The following is a 3433-nucleotide window of genomic DNA, read 5'->3' as shown; positions in this document are numbered from 1 at the left end:
CATCGGCCAGCGCCGCAATCGTGAGCGCCCCCACCGCCGGGCGACCCTCTCCGCCGATCAGCATCGGCGCGCGGAACCACTCGATGGCGTCCACCAGCCCGCAACGCAGGAAGCTCGCCGCCACCTGGCCGCCGCCCTCGACGAAGAGGCGGTTCAGCCCCTCGGCGGACAGCGCCTGTACGACGGTCTTGAGCTCCGGCCGGTCCTCGCCCAGGGCGCGCGCCCGCACCACGACGACGCCCGCCGCGACGAGGGCGGGATCCGGCTCGGTGGTGGCCACGATGTAGGTCGGGACTTGGCGCGCCGTCGCGACCAGCTTGCACGTGAGCGGCAGGCGCTGGCGGCTGTCCAGCACCACCCGGGCCGGCTGGGCGCCGGTGTAGCCCGGCAGCCGCACGGTGAGCTCCGGATCGTCGGCGAGCGCGGTTTCGATCCCTATCAGCACGGCATCGTGCTCCGAGCGCAGCCGGTGCACCACCTCGCGCGCGGCATCGCCGGTGATCCAGCGGCTCTCGCCGCCCGCCGTGGCGATGCGGCCGTCCAGCGAGGTGGCGAGCTTCAGGGTGATCAGCGTCATCCCTCCTCTTTAGGGGAGGGACGAGTCGGCGCAGCCGACCGGGGTGGGGGAGTCGCGTTCAAGTAATGAAGGCCGAACCTGGCCCACACACCCCCACCCGTCCGAGGCTTCGCCTCGTCCACCCTCCCCTAAAGAGGAGGGATTGATCACGACTCCTCCGCCGCCTCGGCCAGGCCTTCCTCGCCGAGGAACTTGGCGAAATCCTGGGTTTCGCGGAAGTCGCGGTAGACCGAGGCGTAGCGGACGTAGGAGACGTCATCGAGCGCCTTGAGCTGCTTCATCACCAGCTCGCCCACCGCCGACGACGGCAGCTCGGTTTCACCCATGCTCTCCAGCTGGCGGACGATCGAGGAAATCATCCGCTCCACCCGCTCCGGGTCGACCGGCCGCTTGCGGATGGCGATGGAGATCGAGCGGGCGAGCTTGTCGCGGTCGAAGGGCGTGCGCCGGCCCGAGCGCTTGAGGATCGTCAGCTCGCGCAGTTGCACCCGCTCGAAGGTGGTGAAGCGGCCTTCGCATTCCGGGCAGAGCCGGCGACGGCGGATCGCCGCTCCGTCTTCCGACGGCCGGCTGTCCTTGACCTGGCTTTCGGCGTGACCGCAGAACGGACAGCGCATGATCTAGCCCCCTTGGGCCTATTCAAACCCTACCCTTGGTAGATAGGGAAGCGCGCCGTCAAGGCCAGGACCTCGCCGCGGACCTTCGCCTCGACTGCCGAATTGTCGCCGCCGGCGGCCACGCCATCCAGCACTTCGCCGATCCAGGCGCCCACCTGGCGGAACTCGGCGGGGCCGAAGCCGCGGGTGGTGCCGGCGGGTGAGCCGACCCGCAGGCCCGAGGTCTGCATCGGTGGCAACGGGTCGAAGGGGATGCCGTTCTTGTTGGTGGTGATCCCGGCCCGCTCCAGCGCCACCTCGGCGTCGGCGCCGCTGACGCCCTTGGGCGTGAGGTCCACCAGCATCAGGTGGCTGTCGGTGCCATTGGAGACGATCTTGAAGCCGGCGCTCTGCAGGCTGTCGGCCAGCGCCCGGGCGTTCTCGATCACCTTGTGGGCGTAGAGCTTGAACTCCGGCTTCAAAGCCTCGCCGAAGGCCACCGCCTTGGCGGCGATCACGTGCATCAGCGGCCCGCCCTGCAGGCCGGGGAAGACGGCCGAGTCGATCTTCTTCGCCCACTTCTTGGAGTTGGTCATGATCATGCCGCCGCGCGGACCGCGCAGGGTCTTGTGCGTCGTGGTGGTGACGATGTGCGCGTGCGGGAACGGGTTCGGGTAGACGCCGCCCGCCACCAGGCCTGCGTAGTGGGCGATGTCGGCCATCAGCACGGCCTCGACCTCGTCGGCGATGGCGCGGAACTGCGCGAAGTCGATGGTCCGCGAATAGGCCGAGCCGCCGGCGATGATCACCTTGGGCTTCTCGGCGCGGGCGACCTCCCAGGCCTGGTCGTAGTCGATCAGGTGATCCTGCTGGCGCACGCCATAGGCCACCGGGCGGAACCACTTGCCGGACTGGTTGACGCTCTTGCCGTGGGTCAGGTGTCCGCCCGCCGCCAGGTCCATCCCCATGAAGGTGTCGCCGGGCGACATGGTGGCCATGAACACCGCCTGGTTCGCCTGGCTGCCGGAATGGGACTGGACGTTGACGAACTCGCAGCCGAACAGCCGCTTGGCGCGCTCGATGGCCAGGGTCTCGGCCTGGTCGACCACCTCGCAGCCGCCGTAGTAGCGCTTGCCCGGATAGCCCTCGGCGTACTTGTTGGTCAGCACGCTGCCCTGCGCCTCCAGCACCGCCTTGGAGACGATGTTCTCCGAGGCGATCAGCTCGATCTGGTCCTGCTGGCGTTTCAACTCGGCGTCCAGGATGCGCGCCAACTCCGGATCGGCCTCCGCGACGCCGCTGCCGAAGAAGGCGCCGGACGTGGCCTTGGCGGACGAGGGATTGGCTTGCACGTTGAGCGTCAAGGGCGGCGCCTTTCAGGCTGGTGGGTTCGGGACGTCGAGAGTCTTTTGGGCGGAGAGCGCTCTTTACCCCCAAACCGCGGTTCCCTCCACCGCCGAGGCGGCGAGCGGGAACAATCTCACGCAGACGGCGTTTGATCCTTCGCCCGATGTGCAGGTTCGATGCGCGCCGCGGGCTGTGCTGCGTCAGATATGGGGGAGTTGCATGAGCGTTGGACCGGACCCGGAAGGGCCGCAGGGCGAGGATTTGCTGCGGCTTGGCAGCGAGATCGTCTCGGCCTACGTAAGTCGCAATTCCGTGGCCGCCGATGCCGTCCCTGACCTGATCCGCACCGTGCACCAGGCGCTGGAAAGCCTCTCCCGCGACGCCGCGCCGGCTCCCGAGGAGCGGCCGAAACCGGCGGTCTCCATCGGCCGCAGCGTGCAGCACGACTTCATCGTCTGCCTGGAGGACGGCAAGAAGCTGAAGATGCTCAAGCGCTACCTGCGCTCACGCTACAACCTGAGCCCCGACGACTACCGCAAGCGCTGGGGCCTTCCGCCCGACTATCCGATGGTGGCTCCGGCCTATGCGGCGCGGCGCTCCGACTTCGCCAAGAAGATCGGCCTTGGCCGCGGCGTCCGACGGCGGAAGTAGCCGCGCGCCTACGCCCGCTCATCCGCCAAAGCGGAATGAGCGGAATTGGCTCAGGCCGCGACGCCGCCGACGCGTTGGACGTTGCAGCGGACCCAGAGGGTTTCCAGCGCCGCCACCAGGTCGTCCATCATGGCGTCGGTGTGGGCGGGCGACGGGGTGAAGCGCAGGCGCTCCGTGCCCCGCGGGACGGTGGGATAGTTGATCGGCTGAACGTAGATCCCGTGCTCTTCCAGAAGAATGTCCGAGATCATCTTGCAGTGGA

5 protein-coding genes are annotated in these 3433 nt (G+C 68.5%); 1 reads left to right on the top strand and 4 read right to left on the bottom strand.

Annotated elements, in window-relative coordinates; translation table 11 throughout:
• The 3 genes from JWP28_RS17705 to glyA all read right to left on the bottom strand — a co-directional run.
• Window positions 1–577 (bottom strand): RibD family protein (locus tag JWP28_RS17705; protein ID WP_299544994.1); only part of this gene is annotated, 577 nt, incomplete at its 3' end.
• A gap of 146 nt (window positions 578–723) precedes the next feature.
• A complete protein-coding gene (gene nrdR, locus JWP28_RS17700; protein ID WP_299544992.1) occupies window positions 724–1194 on the bottom strand; it encodes a transcriptional regulator NrdR in 471 nt (156 codons plus the stop codon).
• A gap of 29 nt (window positions 1195–1223) precedes the next feature.
• Window positions 1224–2525, bottom strand: coding sequence for a serine hydroxymethyltransferase (glyA, locus tag JWP28_RS17695; RefSeq protein WP_299544996.1), 1302 nt, complete (start codon window positions 2523–2525; stop codon window positions 1224–1226).
• A gap of 214 nt (window positions 2526–2739) precedes the next feature.
• Between glyA and JWP28_RS17690 the strand changes: the two genes are divergently transcribed.
• On the top strand, window positions 2740–3171 hold the full coding sequence (locus JWP28_RS17690) for a MucR family transcriptional regulator (RefSeq protein ID WP_299544990.1): 432 nt from the start codon (window positions 2740–2742) through the stop codon (window positions 3169–3171).
• A 50-nt stretch (window positions 3172–3221) separates the two neighbouring features.
• On the opposite strand, the gene JWP28_RS17685 is transcribed toward JWP28_RS17690, so the two are convergent.
• On the bottom strand, window positions 3222–3433 hold a 212-nt coding region (locus JWP28_RS17685), incomplete at its 5' end, for an aminotransferase class I/II-fold pyridoxal phosphate-dependent enzyme (protein ID WP_299544988.1).

The organism is Phenylobacterium sp. (assembly GCF_028290885.1).
Classification (GTDB): Bacteria; Pseudomonadota; Alphaproteobacteria; order Caulobacterales; family Caulobacteraceae; genus Phenylobacterium.
Note: the sequence above shows the minus strand (reverse complement) of the source record. Positions and strands in the feature narration are given on the sequence as shown.